Source organism: Pseudomonas sp. NPDC089407 (assembly GCF_044900445.1).
GTDB lineage: Bacteria > Pseudomonadota > Gammaproteobacteria > Pseudomonadales > Pseudomonadaceae > Aquipseudomonas.
On sequence record NZ_JBJDNB010000010.1, the window covers coordinates 141,612 to 164,832 of the forward strand.

Genomic DNA, 23,221 nt, shown 5'->3' on the forward strand with positions numbered 1-23,221 from the left:
AATGCATGCTATAAAAATTCATGATCGTGAAATATCTAGAATTTTACTCTTGGATGATGATCCTGATATTCGAGGATTATACGAATTTAGTCTCGAAGATATGAATGTCGCCACTGAAGAAGTTGAAGTTGTGAAAAGTGTCCAAGCTTTGCTTTCGCAAATAAACTCGGCAGATGGTTTTGTGTGCGATCTTAATCTCAATAGTCGGAAGTACTCTCCGGTGAATGGAGATGTAATTGTATCTGCTCTATACGGGAAAAAGAGTCCTGCGGTGCTGTGCTCCAGAGACGTTGACAACGTATCGTCAGTGCGTAGGTTGCGTCATTCGATTCCATGCGTCCTAGATGCTCGAGATCTGAATTCAGACAACGTTAGAAGCGCTTTCGAAGTGTGCATCAAAGAGTTTGCGGGGCAGTACAGTACCTCTAGAAAGCCTTGGCCGACGCTGATACGATTCGAAAATATCGTACTGCAGACTAATGATGCCGTTCGAGTTGCTGTAGTAATTCCTGGCTGGGATTCGCAGAGTCTTGTCGAGGTTGACATAACCAAGGCAGATGGTGTGATTTATAAGAATGTGCTCCAGGCTTTTAAGTCAGGGGATGTTTTTCGCTGTAAGGCTATTGTGAATCTCGAGGTAGAGACCTCAAGGGATCTATATATCAAGGACTGGAATCTGGTTTGATGTCGACATTAACGATCATTGATGTGGGTCATGGGAACGCGGCGGTGTTGGCAGACGCCGGTAGGGTCGTGGTTATCGATACTGCCGGTAAAACCCACCTTCAACGCTTTCTGGATCAAGCGGACCTGACTCAGCTTGACTTGGTTGTTATCTCGCATACCGATGCTGATCATTTGGCTGGGTTGATAAATCTTCTATCCAACCCTAAATATTCAGTAAAAAAACTAATCATTAATCCTGATTCGATCAAAACTTCAATGCTCTGGGAGGATGTGCGGTATTTGATAGATGACCAGATGCGCAATGATCAGTTACTGGTTGAGAATGGGATAAGTTCCTGTAGTCCATATCAGTGGTGTGAAGTCACAGATGATCTCCATCTGCAGGTTGTTTCCCCGTCCCCTGCGATGGTATTGTCAGGTCCTGGGCAAACGCTCCCGAAAGATAGTCGTAAGTTAACTAGTAACTCTGTAAGTATCGTGCTTCGAGTTATGTTTAAAGGTGAGCCGTTAGCTCTGCTCACAGGGGATATGGATCGAATTGCTTTAGATCAGGTACTCAAGCATTCAGTTGATGTGAACGCTAAGTATCTGATTTTCCCTCACCATGGCGGATTGCCAGGCGAGGGAGCGGCGGATTCTTTTACGACTGATTTGTTGGGGGCTGTGAAGCCGGAGTCCATTATTTTTTCGAATGGGCGGGTTAAGTTTAATAATCCCAATCCAGAAATTGTTAGTTCTGCATTGCGTCTGATTCCAACTGTTAATATTCTCTGTACTCAACTATCCAAGACATGCTGTGAAAGACAGATGGCGAGGGATGACTATCGTCCCAGTAGCTATTCAGCAGGCAGTGAAGATAGCCTTTTTTGCGCTGGGACAGTTGAGATTGACATGAGTACTCAGAAACTGAATGACGTTGTTGCAGCCGCACATCAGAATTTTGTTGGCGGCTTGCCTAACTCACTTTGTGTCAAAAAAACTTGAGAGTAGTAGTGTCTCTTAGCCCATCCGTATTGGTTTTCCTGCCGTTGGGATAAGTCGTACAGGATTGCAGATGGAATGCCGGCCAGATGATCCGTCGTGCTGGTGTCACGCCCCTGAGGATCGATTTTACGACATGCTGTGAGACGAGGTTCGTGGTGTCGAGAATGGCTTCACGATCTCTCGACTGCGACCCGCAAAGCGTGAGGACCTCAAGAGCAGGCTTTTGATGTAGTGCCCGTTACCTTGCAATGTGAGGTGATCTGTTCTTTCCAATTTTCGAGAAGAAGGCGCTACATGGATGGTACAAAAATGGTACCAGCTATGAAGCTTACTGCTGAATGCTGCGAATTCAGGGCCCTGTAGAAAAAACATGCCCAATCCATCATGGGTGCAACGCTGAAGCGGCGTGATGGTTCCGCACATGGGTTTACAGCAGATTCTAGGGGCATCTGGGGCACATATCTGATACCCGGCGCGGTCGCCCGGCGCCGGGTGGATTAGGAAATGGCCATAGTCTACCAATATGCCCAGCCCCACGTCCGGCCCGGTGATGGTTGGCTTTGAACTGCCGGTGCAAGTGAAACGCCGAGAAGTTGGCGATGCGGCTCAGGGCCGTTAGCGACAGGTCGCTTTCAAGGTGGCTGTCGATGTAGGCAAGCACGGTTTCGAACCGTTTGGCGTAAGCGGGGCTGTGCTGTGAGTCAGTCAACGAACGGAGTCTGCGGAAGGTGCGGTGAGCGCTAGCATCCGTTGTTCAGCTATCAAGGCGCCTAGCCGTGATTGCTCTATTGGCGATTGCCCTTACCATAGCGTGGATGGCACCGGTTTTGTCGGTGCGCGCGGGTGAATCGGGCTGCCTCAATCATTCAAGGATGTTCAATGCCACTTTCTTTGCAGTTCGAACAAGTCGATGTCTTTGCCGAGCGCCGCTACGAAGGCAACGCGCTGGCGGTGGTTGTGAATGCCGATCGGCTGACTGCCGAGCAGATGCAGGCGCTTGCCTGCTGGACACAACTCAGTGAAACCACCTTTCTGCTGAAGCCTTCAACCCCTGAAGCGCATTACCGCGTACGCATTTTCACACCGCTGCGTGAGCTGCCGTTTGCAGGCCACCCCACCTTGGGAAGCTGCAAGGTATGGCTGGGGCAGAACGGCAATCCCGATCTTGCCGAGATTGTTCAAGAGTGCTCGGCGGGCTTGATTCGCATACGCAGGCAAGGCGCACACTTGGCGTTTTCGGCACCACCGTTGGTGCGTAGCGGGCCACTGGATGCCACGACGCTGGAGCTGATCGAGCGGGGGCTGGGCTTGGCGCCCGGCCAGGTGCAGGCCAGCCAATGGGTAGACAATGGCCCGGGTTGGGCGGGCGTGTTGCTGGCCAGTCGTGAGGAAGTGCTGGCGATCAAGCCCGATTACCCGGCGCTGCGCGGGCTGAATGTCGGTGTTATCGCGCCGTGGGTTGGGGGCGCCGCTGAGGCGGACGTGGAAGTCAGGGCCTTCATGGGCGAGGAGTGCAACGAGGACGCTGTCACTGGAAGCCTCAATGCCAGCCTGGCGCAGTGGCTGACCGGGGCGGGTGTGCTGAGTGAGCGCTATACCGCCAGCCAAGGTACCGCGCTGGGGCGGCGGGGGCGGCTGTATATCGAAAAAGTTGGTGGGGTTGTCTGGGTGGGCGGGGCTGTGCAGCCGTGTGTGTCCGGGCAGGTTGATTTCTGAAGGTTGCTACATAAACCTTCAGGCTTGCACCTGCCCTTTGCCTCAGGAGCAGGAGGCGCTGGGGACGTGCCAGGGTGCAGCGCACTCGAGGTGCAGATGTTTTTGCTTCTTGGGCAAGAAGGGAGTGTCCAGTGTGCCCAGCGCTATGGACACCCAGTCGGTAAACTCGCCTTGCGATTGGGACCAGAACAGGCTTGAGCCGCATTCTGCGCAGAACTCGCGCATGACCGTTGGCGAAGACGCAAAAGCCTTGATGTTGCTGGCGCCGCGAAGTATTCGCAGGCTGTTGCGGGGCACGCTGCCATACGAGGCAAACGCGGCGCCATGGCTTTTGCGGCACTGGCTGCAGTGGCAATGGCTCACGGCCTTGGGCGGGGTGAGCAGCAGGTAACTGACCGCTGCGCACAGGCAGCTTCCTTGGTAGGCCTCTTTCACTGGTGCTTCCGTGCAGGTGGAAAAGGGCAGGGTAACTGGACTGGCTTGGCCAGTCGACTGGGGGAGTGGTTGAGGTTGGTCGCCAGCGACCCCTTGCGGACATTGCGTCTTACAGCGGACTTTGTGGGAGCGGGTTCACCCGCGAACACCGGCAAAGCCGGTGCCATTCACCGCGTCGCCTGCTTCGCGGGTGAACCCGCTCCCACAGGGTGCGCGTCGCACTTATGAAACTCGCTATCGCTCAGCGTCCGCAATGGGTCGCAAGCGGCCGGTTGTGCCGCCGACTATCGGCAAAATCTGGGCGACATTCTTTTTCCCATCCAGTGCATCCAATTCCCCCGTTGGCGGGTATTGCTAATGGGCAGCCTTTGACTGCCCATCCAACTGACCTGTCAGGAGCACTCCCCATGAGCCTCAAAACCTCCGTCTGCCTGCTCACCTGCAGCCTCGCCCTGGCCCTGCAGCCCGCACACGCCCAAGCCGCGCTGCCCGATACGATCAAGGTCCCCGATGGCCATCGCGTCTTGCTTGAGACCGTCGGCGTCGGCCAGATCACCTACGAGTGCCGAGACAAGGCCAATACCCCCGGCCAAACCGAATGGACTTTCGTCGGCCCCAAGGCCGTGCTCAATGACCGTGCCGGAAAACAGGTGGGCGACTACTTCGGCCCGCCTGCCACCTGGCAGGCCAAGGATGGGTCGAAAGTAACCGGCACTCAGTTGGCGGTGGCGCCGGCAGACAAAGGCGCGCTGCCGTATCAACTGGTCAAAGCCAACCCGGCCGAAGGCAAGGGCGCCATGCAAGGCGTCAGCTACATTCAGCGCCTGGCCACCCGCGGCGGTGTAGCGCCGGCAAGCGACTGCACGGCGCAAAACAAAGGTACACAGCAGGTCGTGCAGTACCAGGCCGACTATGTGTTCTGGACAGCCAAGTGAAGGGCGCTTGAGCAGACACCTGGCAATCGTTGATCTACGCTCGTTGGCAAGCCCCCGGCTGGATGGCCGGGGTACCTTGCACAGAACAAGGAAGCCGCACACGTTGGACGCGCCAGTCACCCACTTCGACTTCCACCGTTGCCTGCAGGCCTGCGCACAGGGCGACAGGCGAGCCCTTCAGGCGCTGTACGATCACGAAGGTGCACGCCTGCTGGGTGTTGCCCGGCGCATTGCACGTGATGATGCCACCGCCGAAGATATCGTCCACGATGCGATGATTCGCATCTGGACCCGCGCTGCCTCCTTCGACCCGGCGCGCGGCTCGGCTCGGGGCTGGATCTACAGCATCACCCGCCACCTGGCGCTGAATACAATCCGCGATACGCGCCGTGAAACCGTGCTGGAGGACGCCGATATTGATACCTCTACAGCAGTGCACGCGGGGCTCGATGATTTTGACCTCTGGTCAGGCTCGGCGAAAATCTACCGTTGTCTCGAACAATTGCAGCCCGCACCACAGCGTTGCATCCTGCACGCCTATGTGGACGGCTGCAGCCACGCCGAAATCGCCGGGCGGTTGGGTGCCCCCTTGGGCACCGTCAAGGCCTGGATCAAGCGCAGCCTCAAGGCGTTGCGGGAGTGTCTGGAATGAACCCGGATGCTGCCGAAGCACTGGACGCGCTCGCCGGCGAGTTCGTATTAGGGACGTTGTCGCCAGAGCAATACGCCGCCGTGACCGAGCGCCTGAGCACCGACCCGGCCTTGCGCGCCGCAGTGGATGCCTGGGAGGCTCGCCTGCTGGAGCTGACCGCGCTGGCGCCTGCACAGCCACCGAGCGCCCGCCTGTGGGGCCGTATCCAGCGCAGCCTGAATGAACTGGCCACACCCTCAGTCAAAGGGTGGCAACGCCTCGGTCTGTGGCAGGCTCTGAGTGCTGGGGGGCTAGCCGCAAGCGTGTTGCTGGCGTTCATGTTGCTTACGACACCTGCGCCCACCACTCAATTCGTGGTAGTGCTCGTGGCGCCGAGCAGCCAGGCCCCTGGCTGGGTGGTGCAGACCAGCGACAGCCGTATGATCGAGCTGATCCCGCTTGGCAAGGATGCAGTCCCCGAAGGCATGGCCCTGCAGTTCTGGACCAAGGGTGAGCAGTGGCGCGCACCGGTTTCGCTGGGGCTGGTCAAACCCGGTGAGCCCTATCGTGTACCGCTACAAGGCCTGCCACCGCTGGAGGCCAATCAGTTGTTCGAGCTGACCTTGGAGAGATCCGGCGGTTCGCCTACCGGGCTACCGACTGGGCCGGTGAAGTTCATTGGCCGGGCGGTAAAAGTGATATGACCCAAAAACAAGCACTGGCCGACAGGGGGCGATAGATATTATGAGCATGGGGCCGCGTCGCACCCCGTGCTGACGGAGTCGCGCAGAGCAAGGTGGGAACCGTTCAATCCGCTTACCCTACCACGCTTGTCCAAGGCGCAATCCTTGAAAACCGACCAGCCGATCCCATCGGAGCACAGTACATGCCTATCGACTTCAGGCCCGCTCAAGCCTCGGACGCGCACGATATTGCGCGCTTCTTTCAACTGACATCGGAGGGCATGGCCGATTACATATGGAGCAAGCTAGCCGCACCTGGAGAAGCATTGCTCAGTGTCGGCGCATCTCGCTATGCCAGGGAGCAGGGCGATTTCTCCTACAAGAACTGCCTGATGGCCACTGTCGAAGGGCGCGTCATCGGCATGATGCATAGCTATGCCTTGCACGAGTCCCCAGACAGGCCTGTCGAGACAGACCCGGTCCTCGCACCTTATTCCGACATGGAAATACCCGACACCTTGTACATATCCAGCCTGGCCCTGGATGAAGCCTGGCGCAGCCAGGGGCTGGGCGCCCAGTTTCTTCGCCACGCCCAGCAGCGCGCCGAGGACGCTGGCCTGAATGGGCTATGCCTGATCGATTATGCAGAAAACCACGGTGCACGCCGCTTCTACGAACGCCACGGTTTTCAAATTGTAAAAACCTGCCAGATCGTTCCGCACCCGATGCTGGGTGTAACCGGTGAAGCCTATTTGATGTATCGCCCAATCCACAACGTGCTCGAGAAAAAGCCATGAACCAGAAACTGACCGTATTTCGCGAACTGGATATCCAGCCGGTGCGCGACCTTCCTTTTTTTGAAGAGGTCGTGGAAGGCACCCCGCATACGCTGACGTCCAAGTACTATCACGATGAACAGCAAGGCCGTATTTCCGGCGAATGGGAAGCCAGCACCGGCGCCTGGCGCATCGACTACAAAGTGTGGGAGTTCTGCCATGTCCTGAGTGGACGCTGCGTCATCGAGCTTGAGGGGTGTGCCCCCATCACACTCGCCGCTGGTGACACGTTCATCATCGAACCGGGCGCAAAGGGCAAGTGGACCGTACTGGAAGACATGAAAAAGAACTTCGTGATCCTCTTGCCCGCGAACTAGAGCCGGGGTCGCGTTTCATCGAGCGCAGCGCAAGGGCAGTTTGCCTGCTGGGGACGCTCGATCTGGTGGGCGCTGGAAATTTCGCGACGAGTCCACCCGACACCGCTCAAAATCCAGGCATGCATCGTCCGCTATGGGCCGATCGCAGACGCTCACGACCGACTGCTTTCGACCCAAAGCGGACGTTCGTGGAGGGCAGCAAACGGCCAGAAACGGCCCTTCGAGGAGCACTTCAACCAGAACGCGCTCCTACCGATTGATGCACCCGCAGTCAACGTAGTCCATGAAGAACTCGGCCCACAGACCAGCATTTTCGTCTCCAAGCTACACGGGTAGTGCTTGGGAATGGCGGCGTGCTGCGCACGATACTCGGCTGCAAAAGCCACAATATCTGCCTGTACCTCTGATAGAACTGAACTAGATTCTGCGCCATGCGTGTTTTCCTAGACCTCGTCGATGTACTGCGTAGGGTCGAAAAGTAGCGGGCCTGGCTGGTTATTGCAGCGAATGGCTACCAGGGTTCCGTCCTCAAATTCAAGGTCGTACTCATGCCATTTCCTGGTCATCAAGAACGGTGCCTAACCGATCCGAAACAGCGCTTGCCGTGTGGACCGGGCGGGTCAACGCCGGGCAGGTGGTGGAGCTGGCTGCCGGCTAGGCCCGCGGCTCAGTGGTGGCCGTCGATCCAGAACAGACTACGGCCGCTGTCGGCAACGATTTTCTGCAGCAGCTCGGTAAAGGAGTGGGCCACCAGGGTCGTGTCACCGGCGGTCGGGTAGCTGTCCCAGATCGAGTCGTAGCAATGGCCAAACGTTTCACCGGGGCGCAGGTCGATGGAGATGGCCTGGTCGTCGCAGGTGGCAATCACATACCAGTACTCGGACAACTCGTCGCCGATGTCCTCGCCCACTACATGGAGGTCGGCTCGCTCCAGCTGGTCGGCCTGCTGAATGGTGAAGCTGTAGGGCGCGCCGGGGTAGAAGGTGGTCTGGCCGTACTTGCGATAGAACGCCTGCAGGTCTGCCGGCAGCGAGGCATCTAGTGGCGAAGGCGCAGGTGGTATCGAAGTGTAGTTGGCGCCTTGCATGAGGGCTTCGAGGGTGGTGGTCATCCGCCGCCTCCTGTGTCGAGTTCGCGAATGTACTTGTTCAAATGGCGCGCTGAAACGCGTCGCTTGCGCCTCAGCCTAGGCTGCGCCAGCACGCTGCTGCAGATCATCGATCAGCTCGGCGAAGGAGTCGGCTATATGGACCAGCTCGTCACCGTCGAGCAGGTGCAGGTAGACATGCCCGTGGTCCTGGTCGCGCAGCGAGAGCAGGTAGCAGTTGCCATACCTGTCGGCGGCGAAAGGTACGAACTCAACCAGATGCGCGAAGCCTTCGGCGAAGGTCTGGTGCAACGCCTCGATCGGGTTGTCACCACGGGTGGCAGGGATGAACGAGTGGATACCGCTCGGGTCGGGCTCTTCGCCTTCTTCGCGCAGATAACCGCCGTTGTGCTGCCGATAGAAGCGCAGGAACGTCTCGGGCAGCTTGTCGTCGAACAAGGCCGCGAAGCGCGCGAGTTCCCCGTCACTCAGTGGCGTGCTGCAGTCGATGAGTTTCAACAAGGGGCTCCTTTTTTCGGACGTTGGTATTTGGCCACGGGGTGCACGTAGGCGCCCAATCGCCGCCTTGGCTAGGGTTCGAATGGCAGGGCGATCGCATTCCAGCATGCCTTGCGTTTTTTCTCCCAGCAATTGCCGGTGTGGGCCGTGCGGGTTAATGCCGGGCAGGTGGAGCTGGCTGGGCGCTGAGCCGCTGCGCCTCAGTCGGCGCTCTTGGCGAACAGCGCGCTGATCTGCCTGGCGTATTGCTGGGCCTTGGGGATGCGCAGCTGCTCGAGGTAGGCGGCAATCCCATCGCCCTGCCCAAGCAGGGCAAACTCGATCAAGTGCCCGAGCGGGAGCGTCAACGGCAGAGGCTCGTTGACGATGTTGTCCTTGCCGCCTTCGGGCTCGGCGAACATCTCGAGCTTGGCGCCGATGTAGCGCAGGCTCGCCTCGCGCTGCTGTTCGAGGATGGTCAGCAGTACGCTGGCGTCGAGCCTGGCCAGTTCCAGGCAGTGGTCGTAAAAGTCGCTCAAACCTTCTTCCAGCGGCACCCGGCCGACCGGCTGGCCCAGTTGATGCTCCAGCGTGTCGAGAAAGCTGCGGTATTGCCCCAGGGTAATTAGTTCGTCGATGTGCATGGTCATTAGCCTGTGTAATTGCCGGTTCACGGATTGCCCATCTCGCTCGAGCGAGAAGTCGAAGTCTTCGTCTGGCATGGCAGGGGGCAACTGCTGCACCGCCTCCAATCGCAAACCGTAGCCGAGCGGATTCAGGGGCGCTGCCAGTGCGCTGTATCCGCTAATGGCAACCAGATACCGGCCCGGAGCCACATCCAAGTAGTCGTTGTTCTTCAGCCGTTGCGGGTAGTTCTCGAGGTAGTTGCAGAAGAACGCTGCGTCCCAGTCCATCAGCGCGCCGAGGTCGGCCGCAACTAGCACGCCAGAGGTCACATGCAGTGGCGCGCCCTGGTAGGTGAAATGCCGCTGTGCGTCGGCGGCTGGCAGGGCGCCTTGCTCGAGAAATACCGCGTAGTCGTCGTCGGGTATCTGGTAGATGGGGAAGACTACCCCTTCGCCGATGGCCTGGGCCCCGATCGCCTGATCGTCGATGAACAGGTCGAACACATCGCTGCCCTGGTAACCGACGCGTTGCAGGAAAGCCTGCAGCGTCAGAGGGTCGAACAGCACGATGCCAGGGGCGTACAACGTGATATTGGCGATGTTCTTCATACGTCGCTTCCTGGGGTTTTGCCGGAGCTGGTATTTTTGCTCAAAGCCTCGCCGCCGGTACCGATCACGGCTATGGCTTAGACCACGGACTCGGTAAGGCTGCTGAGCAGTTTGGCCATCAGCGTGAGTGCAGGACCAGGGTCGCCCTGGCGGGCGGCTGCTGGCTGTCGTGCACAAGCCGTCTCGGGTCGCCCCGCTAGGGTTCGAATGGCAGGGCGATCGCATTCCAGCGCGCCTTGCGTTTTTTCTCCACCAGCTTGGCCAGCTTTGCCGGGGTATCGACGCTGTCGAGGTTGGCCAGCGGGACGAACGTCAGCAGCTTCACCGGGGCGTCGATGGGCTGTGCCTGGCTCTGCGGGTTCCACAGGTAATCGACCACCAGCATAGCGGCCACCTGCTCAGGCCAGGTCAGGCCTGCGGCCAGGTCGCTGTCGGGCGTCACCAGCAGTCCTTGCTCGATCGGCGTGCCAGCGACCACCGAACTGGCTGCATTGTGCAGCAGGCGCATGGGGAAGGACACGGGTGCATCGCAGGCCTGGGCGCTGGCGCTGACCGGCCAGTTGTCGGTCAGGCAGACGAACAGCTCGGTAGCCGGGGCGAAGTCTGCCAGGCCAAGGGTGAACAGCAGCTTGTAACGCCATTTGTTCTCGACGTTGGCGATCCGCAGCGACACCTCGCGCCCGTCGAACGCATAGCGATAGGCCAGCGGCAGCACCGGGCCGGCGGTGGTGTGCACGTAATCGGCGATAGCGCCCAGGTGCTGCTGCGACCAGTCGGGATTGTGCGTCACGATGGCCTGGCCACTGTGCTCTTCGAGCAAGGCCTGCAGCTCGGCGTGCTTCCACACCAACGCGAGGTCCAGCGGCGTCTGGTGGAGATTGGCATGTAGGCGGTTCACGTCTGCCCCGGCCTGCAAAAGGCGCGTGGCCACTTCGAGGTGGCCGAAGCGGCAGGCGTTGAGCAGTGGGTTGGCCACCGCTTGTGGGTCACCGTCGACCCGCGCCCCCTGTTGCAGCAACCAGTCGACGGTGGCCAACTGGCCGCTGCCTGCCGCTTCGGTCAGCGGCGTGACGCGCGACTCTCTAGGGGCCGGCGCATCCAGCGCCACCCCGGCACCGTGCAGGTAGGTGCAGATGGCCAGGTTACCGCTGGCGGCGGCGATATGCATGAGGTTGCGGTAACCGGGCTGGGTATTGATCGACAGCGTGGCCAGCTCGGGCTGTTGCGCGAGCATGGCCTTGAGTTGATCCGGATCGTTCTGCTCGATAGCGACTCTGGCATTCCACATCGCTTTGGCAGTGTTCGGCATGTTTCATGGCTTCCCGTTTCTGCTGTTCATAGGTTCTGCTGTTCGTAGAGTTGCCGGGGGCGGGTGACTGGCCACCCTCGTCGGCACAGGCGCGCAAGCCTAGGGCGTCGCGGTCAGGACTGAACTGCGCTTGCGATCACACTTGGCTTTGATCCTGCTCGCAGCAGGCATCAAAGCCTTCCAGATCGTGACGCTGCTGCTGACTGCCTTCACCCCCAGAAAAACAGATAGACTTTGCCCAAGATGATGATCGCCACCAACCCCACCACCAGAAAGGTCATCCATGCTTTTTCGGGCGGTGGGCCATCCGGGAATTCGTCCGAACGCGTGGCCGGCATGGCCCCTTTGCGCTGTAATCGCATTTCTTCCAGGCGTTTACGCATGGCCCGGTGCTTTTTGCTGTTGATCACCAACAACCCTGCCAGAGACATGACTAGGATGCCCATTTGGCCGGCACCGGCAAACCGAGTGCCGAATAAGCCAACAGCCGCGATTGCCGGGCCCAACAAGCTCGGTAATACCAACCATACTCCCCAGCGAAAACCTCGGATCAAGGCAATTTGCCCGGCGCAAATCAGCAGGAATATGATCAGCCCCGCCGCAAGTGCGTACATATGGCCGTCCGGCATACCGCGCAGGTAACCGTGCTGCCACATGGCAATACCGCCACCCCCTGCAAGCATGCACAACAGACTGCCACCCATGAAGGTCGGAAAATAGCGGGCCATGAACGCCTCAAACTGCTCGGCCGACAGCCGTCCTCGATACTTCATGTCAACGCTCCTTGTCATATTTCAGATTCCATGGCCCCGTCCATGAACGGCTACGCAATGGAAGTACCCCTACGAGGCAGGGCAGTACCTTAGCAGATACCGAAGCGTCCTATGAACAGCAGGACCTGCTCAGCAATCGCGGAAGTTCAGTGCCCTGCCGGATGTTGGAAATCCGTGTTCACTTGTTGCAGAATCCACTGCCGTTTGGGAGACCTGGCATTGGGCTGTCTGCATGGTGACTCTCATGGAGAAGCACTGCATCGGTTTTCAAGGAGTGAACAGACATGGAAAAGATTGTCCTGAAACAACAAGACAAGGGATTTGGTCACATCGGCGGTGGCGCCTATCTCACCGACCTCAAGCTGTGGCCGTCTAACCCCAAGACAGGCGAGCTATTGACCCCTCTGGTCACCACGACCGATCGCTTTTATGCCGGCTATCAGTGCGTACCTCCGGGTATGGCCCTCACTGTATTCATCGCCGCCCAGCAGTACCAGAGCGGAGGCTTCAACGCCGCGCTCCAGCGCCGCTATACGGTTCATCAGCAGTCAGAATTGCAGGAGCAGATCGAGAACGGATTTGCCCGCGTCATCCTGCACGATCTTGCACCCGAACCTATAGTCCCCAGCAATCCCCCGCTGCTGCTCACTCAGGCGTTCATCGACTTCGAAGAAATGAACGAGGACGAATTCGATGTGGAAATCGGCGGTGAGTTCGGCGGCATCGAGATGAGCAAATCATCTGGCACGCCCAGTTGGTTACAGGACCCCGTCTACGAATTAAGTCCTCGTTACATGTTCCATCTTCAACTGCTCGATGCAGACATTGCCGAGATCAACCCCGACCATGAGGGCATTTTCGCTGATGGCATCGGCTATGTCTTCATCGACCATCGAGCCCGGCGCGGCAAGGAAGGTGATGAAGCCGGATACTTCTATGTCCAGTACACCTGACGTATGCCGGTAAATGGCTATCACCAATAGGGGAGCATGGATGAAAAACGTGAATTGGTCACGGTTGCTGTTATCAGGTTTGTTGAGTGCTAGTGCGTCGTCGGTAACGGCGGGCAGTGTTGCGCTAACACCAGGGCAATATGAGGGATTGATGGTTGCAATTACGCCGGACCATAAGGTTGAGGGTTATTTCTCCGAAGAGCTTGGCGAGGGGGTAAGCCGGCGCTGCGCATTCTACCTCCAGGGCCAACTCGATGACGCCTCGCCGATGCGGGTCACCACCTGGAGCCACCAGGCATTTCCCGGCAGTGTAACGGCGACTGCTGATGGCATCGAGCTGAGGGTGCCCAAAGGGCAGGAGCACCCTGGCTGCGGCAGTGTGCTGGGGCCTATGATCAGCACCGGGCTGGCGTTGAGCCGCACCGCCAGCAAGCACTGGATCGGCCTGGCTACTGTTAGCGCCGAGAGGGCCTATCTGCAAAAAAATCGAGGCAAGGATGGCTCAAGGGGTCCCTACATCATCAAAGGCGATGTTGTGGGCTTGCTGGCCTACCAGCCAGGCTGGGCGCATGTCGAGTTTACCGGCGACGATGAACGCTCCCATATCGGCTGGATTCGGCAGGATCAGATCAATCCCCTGAAGCCGTCTGACTCATTGCGCTAGTGTGCCGTGCAGACTTATGGCCAGAGCTGCTCCCGGCAGGCCGAGGGTGAACGCAGCCCAGTCGAATGTCCGCAATGGGTCGAAAGCAGCCGGTCGTGAGCGTCTGCTATCGACCCATAGCAGACTGTGCAGAAGCGGGGCCTCGCCATTTTCCGGCCCAGAACGGTTGTGTGAGCAAGGGTGCTCAGAAGGAGGTGCGTACCCGCTGCCATTCCGTCCAGCATTCTTCTGGAACGATGTCTTTATAACCCCGCTCTTTTTCCATCGCGAAGGCAAGCGCGGGTACGAAAACAAGACATAGCGGATCTGTAGACAATGGTTGGCCCCTGGCGGAATGGTAATCCGTATTCATGACTGCAGCTTAAAGACCTGAGCGAGCACACGCAAAGCTCAAGAGCCCATAGGCTGCAAAGAAGTCAGACCCAGCGTTCAGCCCATCGTCCATAGCATTGCTTGAACAGTGATGTGGGGGTGGCTTTCCAATGGTTCCCATTCATCCAGAAAAACAAAGCCCTGCCTCAAGTAAAAGCTTGAGGCGATACCGTTTTCAGGCGCGACATCCAGGTACACGCTGTCAAAACCTCTTTCAGAGGATCGAGCCTTGACGGTATCGACCAGTTTTTTTGCAATACCAGATCCCCGGGCTGCGGGTTCGACCCACATCCCGATCAAGTTGAAGCGCTTGGACTCACTGACTCTCGCCCCGACCATGCCAACGGGTGTGCCTGCCTGGAACGCCAGCCAGAATTCGGTCTCCGTCGAAGCGGCTCTTTGTTTCCATTGGTCGTCACTGTAGCCAGCGGCAGTTGTGTAACTGACGCCAAAGGCGGTTGGCGCATCCAGCAGCGCGGCCAGCCTGACGTGCTTGAGTAACATCCAGTCCTTTTCGGTCGTTGCTCGAATGTCCATGTTCTTCCTTGGTATCGGGGTTCACCCGCGAAGAAGGCGACGCGGGGTATGGCACCGGCTTCGCCGGTGTTCGCGGGTAAACCCGCTCCTACAACGGTTGCTGCAGCTCATGGCCCGGGTTCAGCACGGCGCATATGAACATCAAAGTTGTATCTGATATCCGTCATGATGTTTCTTGGCGCACCGTACATACCGTGGTCGCCGGCATAGCTGAGGTATTCGCGATCGAACAGGTTGTTCAGATTGACCGATGCACTCAGGTGCTGGGTTGAAGTCGTAGCGCGCCAACAGGTTGGTGACGGCGTAGCTGCCTTGCGTAAAGGTGTGCAGGTCGGCACCGGTTTTACTTTGCCAGTTCACACCGCCGCCAAGGGTAACTTTATTCAGAATGCCCGGCAGGCGGTAGCGGGTGAAGGTCTTCAGGCTGTGGCGGGGCAGGGTGGTGACAATACGCTGGCCGTCGGCATCGGTGCTGTCCGCATAGGCATAGCCGGCTGATGCCTGCCAGCCTTCAGCCAACTCCCCGTCCAGCGTGAATTCAGCGCCTTTGGTGGTGGTTCCCTGTACTGACTTGTATCGTTGATTTCGTACACCACACCGGCATAAGGAAAGTAGACACCGGTTTCCGATTCCTTGGTCTTGGTTTTTTCTGGGTTGTACGGTTTGTCCTTGATGTCGCGATGCCAGAAGAATGCAGTGTGGGCTGACTGCATTAGGGCTGATGCCAGTCAGTTAAGAGCCAGTGGCTTTGTTCGGGCTGTTTTGCAGCCCTTCGCGGGCACGCCCGCTCCCACAGGTATTGCGCCAAACCCCGAGAGCGCGCAACACCTGTGGGAGCGGGCGTGCCCGCGAAGGGGCGCAAAGCCGCCCCCAATTTGATTGAACCCGCTGCCGACCCCGAGTCAGTGATGCGCACTCTCCACCGCAATACATTCACCGCAAACCTCGGTGTAGCTGGCGCTGCGGTTGGCGATGGCGTAATGGATCAGCGCGCCGAGGCCGGCGCCGAAGAACCAGGAGAACTGCGACAGCGTCTCGAACGCCGGCACCAGCGCCAGCACGATGGCGATCAATGCAGCCGGGATGAACGCCGCTACTGCGCGCAGGTTGACCCCGCCGGTGTAGTGATAGGCCGCCTGTTTGCTCTCGCTGTACAGCTCCGGCAGGTTCACCCGGCTGCGGCGTACCAGGTAGTAGTCGGTGACGATGATGCCGTACAGTGGGCCGAGCAGGGCGCCCAGGCCGCCGAGGAAGTACACGATCACCGACGGGCTGTTGTACAGGTGCCAGGGCAGGATCACTACCGCGATGGCAGCGCTTAGCAGGCCGGCGCGGCGGAAGTTCAGCAGGTTGGGCGCCAGGTTGGTGAGTACAAAGGCCGGGGCGACGAAGTTGGCCATGATGTTCACCGCCACGGTCACGATCAGGAAGGCCAGGCAGGCCAGTACCAGGCCGGCGGTGTTGGGGATGGCCGCGACGATTTCGGTCGGGCCCTGTACCAGCTTGCCGTCGATGCTGAACTGCGCCCCGGCCAGCACCACCGCAATCAACGCAAAGCCGAGCATGTTGACCGGCAGGCCCCAGAAGTTGCCGACGCTGATGGTGCGGCGGTCCGGGCAGTTGCGGGTAAAGTCGCAGAAGTTGAGGATCATGGTGCCGTACAGCGATACCCACAGGGCGGCGGCACCGAGCACTTTCAACCACATGGCGGAGCCGCTTGGCGCGTTGCCGCTGGACCAGGCGATCGACAGGCCGCTGCGCCAGTACATCCAGCCCGCCAGGCTGGCGAACGCCACCAGAATGATCGGCCCGGCAAACGATTCGAAACGGCGCACCATTTCCATGCCGTAGGCAAAAATGGCCACCTGCACGCACCAGATACCGAGGAAGGTAACCCAGCCCAGGGTCGACAGGCCTAGGATCGAGTTCTGGTCGTAGCCCTTGAGGTCCGGCGCGATGGCGATAAGCAGCACGCGCAGCACGACCGAAGCGAGGTAGGTCTGGATACCGAACCAGGCGATGGCGATCACCGCGCGAATCAGTGCCGGGATCTGCGCACCATGGATGCCGAAGCTGATCCGGCACATGACCGGGTAGGGCAGGCCGGTTTTCTGGCCCATGTAGCCGGACAGGTTCATCAGCCCGTAGATCACAAGTGCACCCAGGGCGAAGGCGGCGAGAATCTGCGCGCCGCTCATGCCTAAAGCGAACAGGCCGATGGCGAAGGAGTAGTTGGCCATGTTGTGCACATCGTTGGTCCACAGCGCGAACAGGCTGTAGCGCCCCCAGGTGCGATTGGCTGCGCGGGTGGGCGCAAGGTCGGCACTGTACAAGCGTGAGCTCAACGCCACCTGACCGGGCGCGGTCGTGTCGGTGGGGAGGGCACCCAGCGGGCTAACATCGGAACGCGAAATCGACGCCATCGGGACTCCATGATGGTTGTGTACTTTTATTTTTGGTTTTGTATACAAACAAGATTCGTACCACTCTGTAATGCACAGGGAGTTCGCGGCTTCCGGGCCTGATGGCCCATTGCTCCGTAGCGTTCAGCGTCATGAGGTGGGAAGTTTGTGCACATTATGTGTGCGCGGTTGTTACTACTCTGCCAGAACGGGTTGCTGTACTGCTCGTCAGGAGGTGGCATGGTGCGTTGAGCAAGTGGCTGGCGGGGCGCGTTGCGGCTAAGCTGGCCGCAGGCGTATCAGGGGGCTATTCGATGTTGCATGTACCGCTCGGGCTGGGTTTGTTACTGGCTGTCGCATTGGCTGACGCGGCACCCCTGCAGGTGCCCACCCCGGCAGCACTCAGAAGCCAGCTTGAAAGCCTCAAGCCTGGCCAGTTTCTCTGGTACCCACAGGTTTCGCCGGTGGGGCCGGTCACCGTGGTGGTCAGCCTCACCGAGCAACGCGCCTATGTTTACCGCAATGGCATCGCCATCGGCGTCAGTACCGTCAGCAGCGGCAAGGCCGGCCGGGAAACCCCGACCGGGGTATTCAGCATTCTGCAGAAAAAGGTCGAGCACAAATCCAGCCTCTACAACAGTGCACCCATGCCTTACATGGAGCGGCTGACGTGGGACGGTATTGCCCTGCACGCTGGCCATCTGCCGGGTTACCCCGCGTCGCATGGTTGCGTGCGTTTGCCGATGGGCTTTGCCAAGAAGCTGTACGAAGTCACCGGTTTCAGTTCGACCACGGTGATTGTTTCCGACACCAACAGTGCCCCGGTAGAGGTCTACCACCCCGGCGTGCTGGCGCCGACGGTCAGCGATGGCAAAGCCCAAGGCCCGCTGGTGCTGAGCAACCAGCAGTTCTGGAACGACCCGGACCCGGGCGCAGGGCCACTTTCGATCCTGATCAGCCGCGCCGACCTGCGCGCCTACGTGTTTCGCAATGGCCAGTTGATTGGCTCGGCGCCGGCACTCTCGCTGGAAAACAGCAAGCACCGCAGTGGCATGGCGGTGTATTCGCTGTTGCAGAAACCATCTGCCATGGCACTCGATGCCGCGCTGCCGTTGCGATGGTCGGTGGTGGGCCTGAGCAACCCGGAGTACGGCGACACGCCGTATGAGCAATTGGGCCAATTGAACATCAACCCGGAATTCCGCCGCCATCTACGTGCGGCGATGGACGTTGGCACCATGCTGGTTATTACCGATTGGGCGTCTACCCGCGATACCCGCAGCGACAGCAAGTTCACGGTAATCAGCACAGAAGACACTGAAGAACATAAGCCATTGGTCAAGAAGTGATCGGCAATTCTGCAGCAATCAAGCAAAGTAGGCGCTTTTGGCAGCAAACAAGGCAAGAAAAGCCAGCTTTTCAACAGGGTAATCCATGTCGATGTTCAAACCATTGCGGGGAGCCGTGCGGCTCTCGGTGGCCACTATTGGCCTGTTTTTCCTCGGTGCCTGGCACAGTGCCCAGGCACAATCGCTACCTAGCGCCGCCGAGTTGCAACAGCTGGCGCCCAATGCCAACCTTTCGACTCTGGCTCTGGCGCTCACCGCCTATGACTGTGCCAGCCACAGCGACGGGGACAAGCTGTTGACGGTGATCGATTACTCCAAGGCCTCGCGTGACAAACGCCTGTGGGTGTTCGACCTGCGCGCCAGGAAGCTGTTGTTCGAAGAGTGGGTTGCCCATGGCAAGAACAGCGGCGCCGATGTGCCCACGGCGTTCTCCAACGCCCCGAACAGCTATCAGTCCTCCATCGGCCTGTATGAAACCGGCCAGACCTACAGCGGCAAGCACGGCCGTTCGCTGCGCCTGCAGGGCCTGGAGCCGGGCTTCAATGACAACAGCATGTCGCGGGCGATTGTCATGCACGCCGCTGCGTATGCCGACCCCAAGGTGGTGCCTGGCCTTGGTCGCCTGGGCCGCAGCCAAGGTTGCCCTGCCGTACGCCCGGCCATTGCCGGCAAGCTGATTCAGACACTGCAACGCGGCAGCTATGTGTTTGCCTTTTACCCGCAGCAGGACTGGCTGAAAACGTCGCGTTATTTGAACGGGCAGAGCTGCCTGGCCAATCAATCGGTTGCCAGCAAGTAGGGCATGGGAAAGCGCTTCGCGTACCCTTTAGGAGATCGCCGTTTTTTGGTGTGGGAGCCGCGCTTGCCGGCGATGGGCTGCGAAGCAGCCCCAATGCAGACGACACCATTCTGCCGTCTTTTGAGTGACTTGAGACTTTGGGGCTGCTCTGCAGCCCATCGCCGGCAAGCGCGGCTCCCACAGAGACCGCGCGTCAAATTCCATGAGAGCGCTGGGCCTCTGAGTAGCGGGAGCGACGCGGTGGCTGCCTACCGGCAATCAGACGCTGCGTGTCACACCGCCATCGACCTTGATGTTCTGCCCCGTAATGTAGGCAGCGCCATCACTGGCCAGAAACGCGATGGTCGCGGCCACTTCTTCGCTGGTGCCATACCGTTTGAGCGGCACGCTGTCGCGGCGTTGTTCAGTGGCCGGCAGGCTGTCGATCCAGCCGGGCAGGACGTTGTTGATGCGCACGTTATCGGCAGCAAAATTGTCGGCAAAAATCTTGCTGAATGCAGCCAGGCCCGAGCGGAACACGGCAGACGTCGGGAACAGTTCGCTCGGCTCGAAGGCCCAGGCGGTGGAAATATTGATGATCACGCCACCCTTCTGGCGCTGCATGTAAGGCGTTACCAGGCGCGTCGGGCGAATGACGTTGAGCAGGTAGGTGTCCATGCCTTTGTGCCAGTCCTCGTCGCTGATCTCCAGGATCGGCGCGCGCGGGCCATGGCCGGCGCTGTTGACCAGCACGTCGATACGGCCCCATTTCTCTACCACTGCGTCGACCAGGCGTTGCAGATCTTCAACCGACTGGTTGCTGCCGGTTACCCCGATGCCACCGAGTTCGGCCGCCAGTGCCTCGCCCTTGCCCGAAGAGGAAAGGATGCCAACCTTGAAACCATCAGCCGCCAGGCGCCGTGCTGCTGCGGCACCCATGCCGCTGCCACCGGCCGTGATAATTGCAACTTTCGCTACTGTCATGCTGCCTCCGGAGTGTGAACTGCTGATTGCTTGAGCGCATTCAGATTAGCAACGGTTACCCTGGTGAGGGAGGCAGCCAGGCTTTTCGATCTCAGTAGATAAACTATTGCCTTTCGATTGCTCTTGTCACACCTGCAGTGGCCTTAAAAGAAAACTGATAACTGTCTTCAGTACACATTCGGCTTGACTCGTGAAAATTTTCATGTAATTTTTCATGAAAAATAACTCTAAAAATTTCACGGCAGTCCGAAACGATGAAGATGCACGAAGAGGTTGAAGCCCTCGCGATCCTTATTCACGACCTGCGCAAATTCAAGAACCTGACCCTGGGTGAACTGGCCGAGCGTATCAACCGCTCAGTTGGCTTCCTGTCCCAGGTCGAACGCGGTGTGTCGCGCCCGACCGTGGCCGACCTTACCGCCATCAGTGAAGCGCTCGGTGTATCGACCGCGTACTTCTACAACCTGAGCAAGCCGCGCGGCATCGGCTGGGTCACGCGGCCCCACGAGCGGCGCACGCTGTACCTTGAGGCAGGCATTACCGATGTGCTGGCGTCCCCCACCATCGCCGGCGCCTTTTCGATGCTCGACAGCCATCTCGAACCGGGCGCCAGCAGTGGCGAGGCCTACCTGAGTGACCGCTCCGAGCAGGGCTGTTTCGTGCTTGAAGGCGAACTGACGGTATGGCTGGACCACGGCGAGGCCGTGACGCTGCAGGCCAACGACTGCTTCCAGCTGCAACCCCACGCGCAGTTCCGTTACGCCAACCTGACGGCAAAGCCCACCCGCGTGCTCTGGGTCTTCAATTGAATTCGTTCACCTCACAAGGATAAGAAGATGAGTGTCATCTTTGCGGATCTGCTGGCTGAAGTGCGCGCATTCCGCGCAGAACACCCGGCAATACGGTATGTAGACCTGATTGCGCTGGATATCCCCGGGCACTTCTATGGCAAGCGCTACCCCATGGACATGCTGGAGAAAGTCGCCGCCGGCGCACCCCTGAAACTGCCGCAGAACTGCGTGCTGCTGGGTACCCAAGGGGGCCTTTACCCGATTGGTGACTACTGCTTCGCCGACGGCGACCCGGATGCCGCACGGCGCCTGGTGCCAGGCACCCTGAAGCCAGTGCGCTGGGAAAAGGAAGTGATCGCGCAGATGCTGATCACCTCCGACGGTACCGCCGCGCCGATCGAGTTCGAGCCCCGTGAGGTGCTGGCCCGCGTGCTGCAACGCCTGGCCAGGCGCGGCATCCGCCCGGTGGTGGCGTTCGAGCTGGAGTTCTACCTGTTCGACCGCACGCTGGACAATGGCCTGCCACAGTACCCGCGCGACACCGCGACCGGCGACGAAGACGATCAACCGAACATGCACATCGAGCGCCTGTCACGCTTCTCGTCGGTGCTGCACGAGATGGTCGACGGCGCCAACGAGCAGGGCGTGCCGGCCAACGTCATCACTGCCGAGCTGGGCCCTGGACAGTTTGAAATCAACTTCTCGCACAGCGACGATGCCCTCGGCGCAGCGGACTGGTCGGCGCTGTTCTGCCGCAGCACCCGCGGTATTGCGATGAAGCACGGCTACCGGGCCAGTTTCATGAGCAAGCCGTACCTGGATGCGCCTGGCAGCGGCATGCATGTGCATGTCAGCCTGTACGACGCTGATGGCAACAACCTCCTTGCCGGTGCTGAACAGCGCAAGCTGCGCCATGCGGTGGCGGGTTGCCTGGAGCTGTTGCCGCACTGCATGCCGATCTTTGCCCCCAACCACAATGCCTACCGCCGCTATGGCGCCATGGTCAATGCCGCGAGCAAAGCCAGCTGGGGTTTCGAAGACCGCGATGCGTGTATTCGCATCCCCGAGTCCGACCCGCGCAACCTGCGTATCGAGCACCGCCTGGCGGGCGCCGATGCCAACCCGTACCTGGTGCTGGCAGCCATCCTGACCGGCATGGAGCACGGCCTGGACCGCGGCGTCGAACCCATCGCCCCGCTGAATGAAAACCGCCAGAGCGGCATCGACTTCCCCAAGGATGCCCTCAGTGCCCTGGCCGCCATGCGCCATCACCCGGCGGTCAACGAAGGCCTGGGCAGTGAGTTCGTGATGGTCTATTGCGAGAACAAGTACCAGGAGCAACTGGACTTCATGCGCCACATCGACGCCCGCGAGTACCGCTGGTTCCTGTAGCAGCTGCGGTTCGAAAAACGACGCCTTACCAACGTTCAAACACCACGCGCAATACCGATTTGCCGGAGGAAGAGATGCCACGTGTGCCCGTTATTGGCATTACCGCATGCACCAGCATGATTGAGCAGCATGCCACCCAGACCATTGCCGAGAAGTACGCACGCGCGGCAACCAAGGCGGCGTATGGCCTGCCCATCGTGATACCCAGCCTGGGCGAGCTTATGGACAGCGCCGATATTCTGGACGTGGTGGACGGGCTGATCTTCACGGGTTCGCCGTCCAATATCGAGCCGTACCACTACAACGGCCCGGCCAGTGCCGAGGGCACCCAGCACGACCCGCTGCGTGACGCCACCACGCTGCCGCTGATGCGTGCGGCCATCGCCGCCGGGGTACCGGTGCTGGGCATTTGCCGCGGCTTTCAGGAAATGAACGTGGCGCTGGGGGGCACCTTGTACCAGAAGGTGCACGAGGCTGGCGTATTCATGGACCACCGCGAAGGCAAGGGCGAACCGATCGAAAAACAGTACGGCCCGCGCCATACCATGCATGTAGAGCCAGGCGGGCTGCTCGACCGCATGGGTTTGCCGGCAATCTTCGACGTCAATTCCATCCACGGCCAGGGCATCGATGTACTGGCCCCCGGGCTGAGGGTAGAAGCGCTGGCACCCGATGGCCTGGTGGAGGCGATTTCGGTCGAGAACGGCAAGGGCTTCGCGCTGGCCGTGCAGTGGCACCCCGAGTTCCAGGTCATGGATAACCCGCATTACCTGACCATCTTCCAGTCGTTTGGCAAGGCCTGCCGGCAGCGCTCGGTGCTGCGCCAGAAGCTGTTGCTCAGCGCCTGAACGCCGGCTTTTTCCCAAATACAGA

Annotated in this window: 24 protein-coding genes and 2 pseudogenes; 15 read left to right on the forward strand and 11 right to left on the reverse strand. The window is 59.5% G+C overall.

What is annotated here, in order from left to right:
- The first annotated feature begins 1 nt into the window (after position 1).
- Together ACI2KG_RS10520 and ACI2KG_RS10525 are read left to right on the forward strand one after the other, a co-directional pair.
- A complete protein-coding gene (locus tag ACI2KG_RS10520; protein WP_404661833.1) occupies positions 2–685 on the forward strand; it encodes a hypothetical protein in 684 nt (227 codons plus the stop codon).
- On the forward strand, positions 685–1,671 hold the full coding sequence (locus ACI2KG_RS10525) for a ComEC/Rec2 family competence protein (protein ID WP_404661834.1): 987 nt from the start codon (positions 685–687) through the stop codon (positions 1,669–1,671). The genes ACI2KG_RS10520 and ACI2KG_RS10525 overlap by 1 nt, the downstream gene beginning before the upstream one ends.
- Before the next feature lie 556 nt (positions 1,672–2,227).
- Here the strand turns inward: ACI2KG_RS10525 and ACI2KG_RS10530 are convergent.
- Positions 2,228–2,380, reverse strand: a pseudogene (locus ACI2KG_RS10530) (AraC family transcriptional regulator); the annotation flags it as partial.
- Positions 2,381–2,550: 170 nt separating this feature from the next.
- On the opposite strand from ACI2KG_RS10530, the gene ACI2KG_RS10535 reads away from it, so the two are divergent.
- Positions 2,551–3,387 carry a PhzF family phenazine biosynthesis protein gene (locus tag ACI2KG_RS10535; protein WP_404661835.1) on the forward strand — a complete coding sequence of 279 codons (837 nt, stop codon included), beginning with the start codon at positions 2,551–2,553 and terminating at the stop codon, positions 3,385–3,387.
- Between the two features lie 42 nt (positions 3,388–3,429).
- On the opposite strand, the gene ACI2KG_RS10540 is transcribed toward ACI2KG_RS10535, so the two are convergent.
- The gene (locus tag ACI2KG_RS10540; RefSeq protein WP_404661836.1) at positions 3,430–3,822 is read right to left on the reverse strand and encodes a GFA family protein; all 393 of its coding nucleotides are present in this window, start codon (positions 3,820–3,822) and stop codon (positions 3,430–3,432) included.
- A 407-nt stretch (positions 3,823–4,229) separates the two neighbouring features.
- Between ACI2KG_RS10540 and ACI2KG_RS10545 the strand changes: the two genes are divergently transcribed.
- The 5 genes from ACI2KG_RS10545 (at position 4,230) to ACI2KG_RS10565 (ending at position 7,224) form a co-directional block, all read left to right on the forward strand.
- A complete protein-coding gene (locus tag ACI2KG_RS10545) occupies positions 4,230–4,757 on the forward strand; it encodes a DUF3455 domain-containing protein (RefSeq protein WP_404661837.1) in 528 nt (175 codons plus the stop codon).
- A 103-nt stretch (positions 4,758–4,860) separates the two neighbouring features.
- Complete coding sequence (locus tag ACI2KG_RS10550; RefSeq protein ID WP_404661838.1) at positions 4,861–5,409, forward strand: sigma-70 family RNA polymerase sigma factor; 549 nt, start codon at positions 4,861–4,863, stop codon at positions 5,407–5,409.
- Positions 5,406–6,092: an anti-sigma factor domain-containing protein gene (locus tag ACI2KG_RS10555; protein WP_404661839.1), complete on the forward strand. Its 687-nt coding sequence runs from the start codon at positions 5,406–5,408 to the stop codon at positions 6,090–6,092. Before ACI2KG_RS10550 ends, ACI2KG_RS10555 begins: the two co-directional genes overlap by 4 nt.
- 182 nt (positions 6,093–6,274) lie before the next feature.
- Positions 6,275–6,868: a GNAT family N-acetyltransferase gene (locus tag ACI2KG_RS10560; RefSeq protein WP_404661840.1), complete on the forward strand. Its 594-nt coding sequence runs from the start codon at positions 6,275–6,277 to the stop codon at positions 6,866–6,868.
- A complete protein-coding gene (locus ACI2KG_RS10565; protein ID WP_404661841.1) occupies positions 6,865–7,224 on the forward strand; it encodes a cupin domain-containing protein in 360 nt (119 codons plus the stop codon). Before ACI2KG_RS10560 ends, ACI2KG_RS10565 begins: the two co-directional genes overlap by 4 nt.
- Positions 7,225–7,891: 667 nt before the next feature.
- Here the strand turns inward: ACI2KG_RS10565 and ACI2KG_RS10570 are convergent.
- The 5 genes from ACI2KG_RS10570 to ACI2KG_RS10590 form a co-directional block, all read right to left on the reverse strand.
- Positions 7,892–8,335, reverse strand: a complete 444-nt coding sequence (locus ACI2KG_RS10570; protein WP_404661842.1) for an SMI1/KNR4 family protein — start codon at positions 8,333–8,335, stop codon at positions 7,892–7,894.
- Positions 8,336–8,410: 75 nt separating this feature from the next.
- A complete protein-coding gene (locus ACI2KG_RS10575; protein WP_404661843.1) occupies positions 8,411–8,830 on the reverse strand; it encodes an SMI1/KNR4 family protein in 420 nt (139 codons plus the stop codon).
- Between the two features lie 200 nt (positions 8,831–9,030).
- A complete protein-coding gene (locus ACI2KG_RS10580; protein ID WP_404661844.1) occupies positions 9,031–10,044 on the reverse strand; it encodes a hypothetical protein in 1,014 nt (337 codons plus the stop codon).
- Positions 10,045–10,240: 196 nt separating this feature from the next.
- Positions 10,241–11,353 (reverse strand): ankyrin repeat domain-containing protein, encoded by a 1,113-nt coding sequence (locus ACI2KG_RS10585; protein WP_404661845.1) that lies wholly within the window; start codon positions 11,351–11,353, stop codon positions 10,241–10,243.
- Between the two features lie 209 nt (positions 11,354–11,562).
- The gene (locus ACI2KG_RS10590) at positions 11,563–12,126 is read right to left on the reverse strand and encodes a hypothetical protein (protein WP_404661846.1); all 564 of its coding nucleotides are present in this window, start codon (positions 12,124–12,126) and stop codon (positions 11,563–11,565) included.
- Positions 12,127–12,410: 284 nt separating this feature from the next.
- Between ACI2KG_RS10590 and ACI2KG_RS10595 the strand changes: the two genes are divergently transcribed.
- Both ACI2KG_RS10595 and ACI2KG_RS10600 read left to right on the forward strand, forming a co-directional pair.
- Entirely contained in the window at positions 12,411–13,079 is a 669-nt protein-coding gene (locus ACI2KG_RS10595) for a hypothetical protein (RefSeq protein WP_404661847.1), read from the forward strand.
- 40 nt (positions 13,080–13,119) lie between these two features.
- Positions 13,120–13,743, forward strand: coding sequence for a hypothetical protein (locus ACI2KG_RS10600; protein ID WP_404661848.1), 624 nt, complete (start codon positions 13,120–13,122; stop codon positions 13,741–13,743).
- A gap of 429 nt (positions 13,744–14,172) precedes the next feature.
- Here the strand turns inward: ACI2KG_RS10600 and ACI2KG_RS10605 are convergent, their stop codons facing one another.
- The 3 genes and pseudogenes from ACI2KG_RS10605 to ACI2KG_RS10615 form a co-directional block, all read right to left on the reverse strand.
- Positions 14,173–14,652 carry a GNAT family N-acetyltransferase gene (locus ACI2KG_RS10605; RefSeq protein ID WP_404661849.1) on the reverse strand — a complete coding sequence of 160 codons (480 nt, stop codon included), beginning with the start codon at positions 14,650–14,652 and terminating at the stop codon, positions 14,173–14,175.
- 107 nt (positions 14,653–14,759) lie between these two features.
- Positions 14,760–15,338 (reverse strand): annotated as a pseudogene (locus ACI2KG_RS10610) (TonB-dependent receptor domain-containing protein); the annotation flags it as partial.
- Between the two features lie 216 nt (positions 15,339–15,554).
- Complete coding sequence (locus ACI2KG_RS10615) at positions 15,555–17,075, reverse strand: NCS1 family nucleobase:cation symporter-1 (protein WP_404661850.1); 1,521 nt, start codon at positions 17,073–17,075, stop codon at positions 15,555–15,557.
- A 293-nt stretch (positions 17,076–17,368) separates the two neighbouring features.
- Between ACI2KG_RS10615 and ACI2KG_RS10620 the strand changes: the two genes are divergently transcribed.
- The gene (locus ACI2KG_RS10620) at positions 17,369–18,403 is read left to right on the forward strand and encodes a L,D-transpeptidase (RefSeq protein WP_404661851.1); all 1,035 of its coding nucleotides are present in this window, start codon (positions 17,369–17,371) and stop codon (positions 18,401–18,403) included.
- Positions 18,404–18,488: 85 nt separating this feature from the next.
- Entirely contained in the window at positions 18,489–19,202 is a 714-nt protein-coding gene (locus tag ACI2KG_RS10625) for a murein L,D-transpeptidase catalytic domain family protein (RefSeq protein ID WP_404661852.1), read from the forward strand.
- 258 nt (positions 19,203–19,460) lie between these two features.
- Here the strand turns inward: ACI2KG_RS10625 and ACI2KG_RS10630 are convergent, their stop codons facing one another.
- Positions 19,461–20,165 (reverse strand): SDR family oxidoreductase, encoded by a 705-nt coding sequence (locus ACI2KG_RS10630; protein ID WP_404661853.1) that lies wholly within the window; start codon positions 20,163–20,165, stop codon positions 19,461–19,463.
- A 254-nt stretch (positions 20,166–20,419) separates the two neighbouring features.
- Here ACI2KG_RS10630 and ACI2KG_RS10635 point away from each other — a divergent pair, with 254 nt between their 5' ends.
- The 3 genes from ACI2KG_RS10635 to ACI2KG_RS10645 all read left to right on the forward strand — a co-directional run bounded on the left by ACI2KG_RS10635 (position 20,420) and on the right by ACI2KG_RS10645 (position 23,196).
- The gene (locus ACI2KG_RS10635) at positions 20,420–20,974 is read left to right on the forward strand and encodes a helix-turn-helix domain-containing protein (protein WP_404661854.1); all 555 of its coding nucleotides are present in this window, start codon (positions 20,420–20,422) and stop codon (positions 20,972–20,974) included.
- Between the two features lie 27 nt (positions 20,975–21,001).
- Entirely contained in the window at positions 21,002–22,348 is a 1,347-nt protein-coding gene (locus tag ACI2KG_RS10640; protein ID WP_404661855.1) for a glutamine synthetase family protein, read from the forward strand.
- A 74-nt stretch (positions 22,349–22,422) separates the two neighbouring features.
- Positions 22,423–23,196 carry a gamma-glutamyl-gamma-aminobutyrate hydrolase family protein gene (locus tag ACI2KG_RS10645; RefSeq protein WP_404661856.1) on the forward strand — a complete coding sequence of 258 codons (774 nt, stop codon included), beginning with the start codon at positions 22,423–22,425 and terminating at the stop codon, positions 23,194–23,196.
- Positions 23,197–23,221: the final 25 nt, after the last annotated feature.

Coding starts and splice junctions, on each gene's coding strand:
- ACI2KG_RS10630 (WP_404661853.1), bottom strand. CDS start 20,165: ATGACAGTAGCGAAAGTTGCAATTATCACGGCCGGTGGCAGCGGCATG.
- ACI2KG_RS10600 (WP_404661848.1), top strand. CDS start 13,120: ATGAAAAACGTGAATTGGTCACGGTTGCTGTTATCAGGTTTGTTGAGT.
- ACI2KG_RS10620 (WP_404661851.1), top strand. CDS start 17,369: ATGTTGCATGTACCGCTCGGGCTGGGTTTGTTACTGGCTGTCGCATTG.
- ACI2KG_RS10590 (WP_404661846.1), bottom strand. CDS start 12,126: ATGAAGTATCGAGGACGGCTGTCGGCCGAGCAGTTTGAGGCGTTCATG.
- ACI2KG_RS10555 (WP_404661839.1), top strand. CDS start 5,406: ATGAACCCGGATGCTGCCGAAGCACTGGACGCGCTCGCCGGCGAGTTC.
- ACI2KG_RS10635 (WP_404661854.1), top strand. CDS start 20,420: ATGAAGATGCACGAAGAGGTTGAAGCCCTCGCGATCCTTATTCACGAC.
- ACI2KG_RS10570 (WP_404661842.1), bottom strand. CDS start 8,335: ATGACCACCACCCTCGAAGCCCTCATGCAAGGCGCCAACTACACTTCG.
- ACI2KG_RS10605 (WP_404661849.1), bottom strand. CDS start 14,652: ATGGACATTCGAGCAACGACCGAAAAGGACTGGATGTTACTCAAGCAC.
- ACI2KG_RS10565 (WP_404661841.1), top strand. CDS start 6,865: ATGAACCAGAAACTGACCGTATTTCGCGAACTGGATATCCAGCCGGTG.
- ACI2KG_RS10615 (WP_404661850.1), bottom strand. CDS start 17,075: ATGGCGTCGATTTCGCGTTCCGATGTTAGCCCGCTGGGTGCCCTCCCC.
- ACI2KG_RS10595 (WP_404661847.1), top strand. CDS start 12,411: ATGGAAAAGATTGTCCTGAAACAACAAGACAAGGGATTTGGTCACATC.
- ACI2KG_RS10520 (WP_404661833.1), top strand. CDS start 2: ATGCATGCTATAAAAATTCATGATCGTGAAATATCTAGAATTTTACTC.
- ACI2KG_RS10545 (WP_404661837.1), top strand. CDS start 4,230: ATGAGCCTCAAAACCTCCGTCTGCCTGCTCACCTGCAGCCTCGCCCTG.
- ACI2KG_RS10585 (WP_404661845.1), bottom strand. CDS start 11,353: ATGCCGAACACTGCCAAAGCGATGTGGAATGCCAGAGTCGCTATCGAG.
- ACI2KG_RS10560 (WP_404661840.1), top strand. CDS start 6,275: ATGCCTATCGACTTCAGGCCCGCTCAAGCCTCGGACGCGCACGATATT.
- ACI2KG_RS10535 (WP_404661835.1), top strand. CDS start 2,551: ATGCCACTTTCTTTGCAGTTCGAACAAGTCGATGTCTTTGCCGAGCGC.
- ACI2KG_RS10580 (WP_404661844.1), bottom strand. CDS start 10,044: ATGAAGAACATCGCCAATATCACGTTGTACGCCCCTGGCATCGTGCTG.
- ACI2KG_RS10645 (WP_404661856.1), top strand. CDS start 22,423: ATGCCACGTGTGCCCGTTATTGGCATTACCGCATGCACCAGCATGATT.
- ACI2KG_RS10525 (WP_404661834.1), top strand. CDS start 685: ATGTCGACATTAACGATCATTGATGTGGGTCATGGGAACGCGGCGGTG.
- ACI2KG_RS10625 (WP_404661852.1), top strand. CDS start 18,489: ATGTCGATGTTCAAACCATTGCGGGGAGCCGTGCGGCTCTCGGTGGCC.
- ACI2KG_RS10640 (WP_404661855.1), top strand. CDS start 21,002: ATGAGTGTCATCTTTGCGGATCTGCTGGCTGAAGTGCGCGCATTCCGC.